Below are 5,183 nucleotides of genomic sequence, written 5' to 3' on the forward strand. Positions count from 1 at the left end.
GGAACGCGGACTGGTTCAGCAGCAGCCCGACGGCCGCGGCCGCCAACAGGGCCAGGAACAGCCAGCTGACCACGGTCTGAAGTACGTTTCCGTGGAACCGGTCGGCGGCGCCCTTGGCCAGTGCCGCGGCGAGGCTGTAGGCGACCCCGCTGGCTGCCCCGAGTACCGCGCCTCGCGCGGTGTCGACGAGCCGATGGGCGACCAGGACGCAGGCCGCCACGATCAGTGCCGCGCAGACCACGGCGCCCGTCCACGCCGCGGGGGCAGGACTGCGCACGCCGGCCCGGACATCCGCCAGGACAAGGAACGCGGTCAGTCCGACCACGCCCACGGCGACCGCGATCAGGTCCCGTCCGGCGACGCGGCGCCGGATCAGGGCGGCCTCGATCAGCACCGCCATGAACAGCCCGCTGGCCATGACGGGCTGGACGACCGCGAGCGGTCCGAGCCGGAGCGCGACGACCTGCAGGGCAACGCCGGCCGAATCGGGGATCAAGCCCGACAGCCACAACCGGCTGCGGGCCAGTCGAAGGATCAGGCGAGGATCCAGCGCGGCCCGCTGGGGCTGTTGCTTCGCGGCCTTCTGGTGCAGTGCCGAGGACAGCGCGAAGCAGAGCGCCGCCGCGAGCGCGGCGAGGATCATGACGGACGCGCTGGCGCATCGGGCACCAGCCGCGGCTTCTTCATGGGCGGAATCGGCGATGGCCGGGCGGTCGGCCGGCCGACCGCCGGACGGCTTCCGAGACCACCGTGGCCATGTCGGTCGCGGTGACGATGGCGGTGTGCGCCGTGGTCTCAGGGGCGGTCAGCGCGGTGAGTACCGGCCGCAGGTGTCGGGTGGTGGTGACGTAGGTGGTCAGTCCGGCGTCGGCCAGCACCTCGGCGTTGGCCCTGCCGTGCCCAGGTATCGGCCGGTAGGTGACGGTCGGCAGCCCGGACGCCAACGACTGCTGGCAGGTCAGGCCGCCGGCGTTCTCCACCACGACGTCGACCGCCCGCATCAGGGCGGGCATGTCGTCGACCCAGCCCATCACGTATCCGGGAAAGCCCTGTAGTCGCTCTCGCAGGGGCTCGTTGCGTCCGCATACGACGACCGGTTTCACGCAGCCGGTGGCGAGCACCTCCGCAGCGGTGCGGGCCACGTCGCCGACTCCCCAGGAGCCGGCGACGATCAGCGCCAGCCGGTCCTCGTCTGGCAGCCCGAAGCGGGCGCGTGCCTCGCGCTTGCGGTCGGTGGGCAGCGGCGTGAACCGAGTGGACACCAGCGGGCTCACCACCCGTACGTCGCGTGCACCGCGCGCGGTGGCCTGTTTCTGTGCCGCGTCGTGGATGACGCAGTAGGTGTCGACGCCGGGCGACATCCAGGTCGGGTGGACGACGAAATCGGTCACGTAGGCGATGACCGGTGTGCTGAGCCGTCCCCGGCGGCGCAGCGGTCCGAGCAGCTGGTTGGCGAACGGAAAGGTCGTGACGACGAGACTGGTGCCGGGCGGTAGCCGCAACAGCATCCGCCGGGAGGCCAGCCGCAGCGCAGCTCGGATCGCGGTGACCGCCAGCGGTGAGCGGTCGGTGATCGTGAACAGGGCGTCGTAGCTCCAGGGCAGCCAGCTGAGCATGGCCCGGTAGCCTTCGCGGACCACGGCGTGCATGGGCCGGGGAAGCGCCGCGAAGAAGTTGAGGTGTTCCACCACGATCCCGTCGGCGGCCAGCCGGTCCGCCAGCTCGGCGGCGGCGGCGTCGTGTCCAGCGCCGATGTCTGCGGAGACGACCACGATCCGGTCCCGGACCGGTCGGTTGGACGCGTCGCCGGACACCTGATGGTCTCCGGCGGGCGCAGCTCCGGCCATGGGCAATCGGATCCTGGACCCGTCAGACATGACGGCACCGGCCCCAGGGTGTCCGCTCTTGCCACTGGCTCACCGATCGCGGTTACCCGCCCTCGCCACCGCCATGCCAGCACCGGCGGTGCCGTCCGCACCGCGGACATGGGGCGCGGACGCTATGTGCCGGCGTCGGACGCCTGGTGTGCGCCGAGGGTGCCGATGGTCAGGTCCCGGTCACGGGCCCATTCGATGAGATACGGCAGGGTGGCCAGGGTCCCCCGCCAGGCTCCGGGCGTGGCGACGCAGTCGGAGTCGTGCAGCAAGACGGTCCCCCCGCCGGCAAGATCCTTGACCATCGTCCGCCAGATCGATTCCGGTGGCCGCCTGGCCTCCCAGTCACGCCCCCATGCCGTCCAGAGTCGGGGAGTCAGGCCCAACCGCCGGCAGGCCAGTACCGCGGGCGTCGTCAGCACCCCGTACGGTGGCCGGTACCAGACCGGCGTGTGTCCGGTCACGACGGCGATCCGGTCCCGCGCTCGTGCGATGTCGTTGTAGGTCCCGGCGGGAGATCGCCAGAGCAGGTTCCGGTGCGCCCAGCCGTGGACCGCGACCTCGTGCCCCGCCGCGGTCAGTTCCCGGCCGAGTCCCGGATCACGGTCGAGCATGCAGCCGAGCAGGAAGAACGTCGCCCGTATCTGCGCCCGCTCCAGCAGCCGCAGGAACAGCGGCGTGGAACGCCGGTCGGGACCGTCGTCGAAGGTCAGCGCGATGCGGGTGGGTGGCCCCAGACCGGACAGATGGGGCCAGAGGCGACGGCGTATCGACGCCCTCGCGGTCGCCGCCGGAAGTGCCTGCGCCGCGAGACCCAACGCGGCAACGGCGGCCGCCCCCACCACGGTTCGCCGCATGTCAGCCCTCGCAATCACCACCAGCAGCGCCGGACGGCATACCCGTTCCGGTCCGGCTTAGGCAGGCGGCCGCCGGGATCCCGATCTGCCGGCGGCCCGGACGGAGACCGACGGGTGGTGCGCCACCTTGGTGGACGAAAACCTTTTCGGCAAGGTGTCCGGACGATTAACAGCGCGTTCTGCGAACACCGGGGGCACCGACTTGTCGCCACCGTCCGCCGCTTTTTAGTTTCGATTGACAACAATCAATTGCCGTCCTGGCGGTCGATGCCGGCGACCACCAGGCCCGACCCGGAGGACCATCCCATGACATTGTCCAGAACAGGTGCGCGGGTGGTGGTGGCGGTGCTGGCCGCCCTGGCCACCACCGGCGGCGCGGCGCTCGCGGTCACCGGTGCCCAGGCAGCCGCCCCAGGCTGCCGGGTCGACTACCGGATCACCAACCAGTGGTCCGGCGGCTTCGGTGCCGACGTCACCGTCACCAACCTCGGCGACCCCCTCAACGGCTGGACGCTGACCTGGACCTACCCGGCCGGGCAGACCGTCACCCAGGCGTGGAACGCCACCGTGACCCAGAACGGCAACCGGGTCACCGCCACCAACGTGAGCTACAACGGGGCCCTGGGCACCGGCGTCGGCACCTCGTTCGGCTTCAACGGCTCCTGGACCGGGAGCAATCCGGCTCCGACGTCGTTCGCCCTCAACGGCGTGACGTGCACCGGCGCGCCGACCACCCCGGCGCCCACCACGCCCGCGCCGACCACACCGGCGCCCACCCCGACCACTCCACCGCCGACCAGTCCGCCACCGACCAGCGGCTGGAACCCGCCGGCCAACCTGGTGACCCCGCTCAACCAGGTGTGGCAGCACGTGGAGCAGACGTACAACAACGGCAACCTCTACGCGTTCCGGAACTACGGTTGGGACCAGGTGATGGCCAACCGCGGTTACCTGAACTTCTGCGTCCGCTGGGACTCCAGCGCCACGGTCACCGCCACCCAGCGCGACCAGATCCACGCCGCTCTGGCCCGGCAGTACAAGAAGTGGATGGACGTGATGGTCGGGCACAACGCCTGGCCGTACCGGGACGTGCCGGTGCGGGTGGTCGGCTGGGCGGTCCGGGACCGTAACCAACTTCAGTGGAGCGACAACTCCGTCGACATCTACGTCAACAACATCCGGGAGAACGCCCCGCAGTGCTCCGAGCCCTGCGGCCGGTTCTTCAACCAGAACGGCCAGTACCCCAACTGCCCCGGCGGCGCCGCCCGCCACTACGACCAGTCACTGTGGCTGACCGACGGATTCGGCGGCGGAGCCGGCGGCGACTGGGGTCAGCGGATGGGCCGCGAGTACTTCATGGCCAACCTCAACGCCGACAACATGCACATCCTGCTCCACGAGATCGGCCATACCTTCGGCCTCGACGACTTCTACGACTGGACACCGAGCGGCGTCGGCGGCTTCCTGATGCGCGCCGGCAGCGCCAGCTCGATCACCGAGTTCGACGCCTGGATGTTCCGCGACTGGTGGCGCCACCTCAAGAGCCGCTACGGCTACTGATCCCGCGCTGCCGCCCTGGCTTGGCACCCGCCGGGCCAGGGCGGTCCGGCGGGCGCGGACGGCATGATTTTCGCCGAGGCATTGCCGAAATCGTTTTCGGCGTCCATTGTCGGAGATCAGGCCACTCGGGTTGATCGAGGCCCGACGGAGTACCACCGGCCCCTCGGCGGCGGTCCGCAGACGTCGAGGGGCCCTCCTGAACGAGGAGGGCAGATTGTGATCGAGAAGAATGGCCGCGTACCGGCAGGCGGAGCACGGCTGGCCCGATCCGCCGCGTCGCGCGGCGGCCGTGCCGAGGTGTTGGCCAGACGACCCGGCCGTTCGATCATGCGGGACGTCGCCGATCTGGCGGGGGTGTCCGCCCAGACGGTCTCCCGGGTGATCAATGGACATCCCTATGTCGCCAACGACACCCGGCAGCGGGTGCTGGCCGCGATGCGGGCACTCGACTACCAGCGGAATCCGGCGGCACGCGCGCTGGTCACCCGCCGGTCCGGCACGCTCGGGATCGTCGGCTACGAGAGCCCGCTGTACGGGCCGACGTCCATGTTATACGCGATCGAGGGCGCTGCCCGCGCCGCAGGCTACTTCGTCAGCGTCGCCAGCGTGCGTCACCTGGACCGGCGGTCGGTGCTCGACGCGGTCGAATGGCTGCGTCGTCAGTCGGTCGAAGGGCTCATCGCCATCGCGCCCAAGACGTCCATGGCCAGTGCGCTGGCCCAGGCGACGGCCGGACTGGCCTGCGTGACCGTGGGTGGGGGGTGCAGCGACGCGATCCCGAGCGCGCAGATCGACAATGCCGGCGGCGCGCGGCTGGCCACCCGGCATCTGCTCGATCTGGGGCACGCCACCGTGCACCACGTGGCCGGTCCGAGCGACTGGCCGGAGGCGG

4 protein-coding genes and 1 pseudogene are annotated in these 5,183 nt (G+C 70.8%); 2 read left to right on the forward strand and 3 right to left on the reverse strand.

Translation table 11 applies throughout. The features are described 5' to 3' along the window. The 3 genes and pseudogenes from AB0M52_RS30165 to AB0M52_RS30175 all read right to left on the reverse strand — a co-directional run. On the reverse strand, positions 1 to 643 hold a 643-nt coding region (locus AB0M52_RS30165), incomplete at its 3' end, for a DMT family transporter (RefSeq protein WP_363960769.1). Between the two features lie 40 nt (positions 644 to 683). Continuing rightward, a complete protein-coding gene (locus tag AB0M52_RS30170; protein ID WP_363960771.1) occupies positions 684 to 1,847 on the reverse strand; it encodes a glycosyltransferase in 1,164 nt (387 codons plus the stop codon). 59 nt (positions 1,848 to 1,906) lie between these two features. Then, positions 1,907 to 2,719: pseudogene (locus AB0M52_RS30175) on the reverse strand (polysaccharide deacetylase family protein); the annotation flags it as partial. 318 nt (positions 2,720 to 3,037) lie between these two features. Here AB0M52_RS30175 and AB0M52_RS30180 point away from each other — a divergent pair. Both AB0M52_RS30180 and AB0M52_RS30185 read left to right on the forward strand, forming a co-directional pair. Then, positions 3,038 to 4,291: a cellulose binding domain-containing protein gene (locus AB0M52_RS30180; RefSeq protein WP_363960773.1), complete on the forward strand. Its 1,254-nt coding sequence runs from the start codon at positions 3,038 to 3,040 to the stop codon at positions 4,289 to 4,291. A 216-nt stretch (positions 4,292 to 4,507) separates the two neighbouring features. After that, positions 4,508 to 5,183, forward strand: a 676-nt coding sequence (locus tag AB0M52_RS30185; protein ID WP_363960775.1) for a LacI family DNA-binding transcriptional regulator, incomplete at its 3' end; no start/stop codon positions are given.

The sequence above is a fragment of the Micromonospora sp. NPDC051296 genome (genome assembly GCF_040682255.1).
Taxonomy (GTDB): domain Bacteria; phylum Actinomycetota; class Actinomycetes; order Mycobacteriales; family Micromonosporaceae; genus Micromonospora; species Micromonospora craterilacus.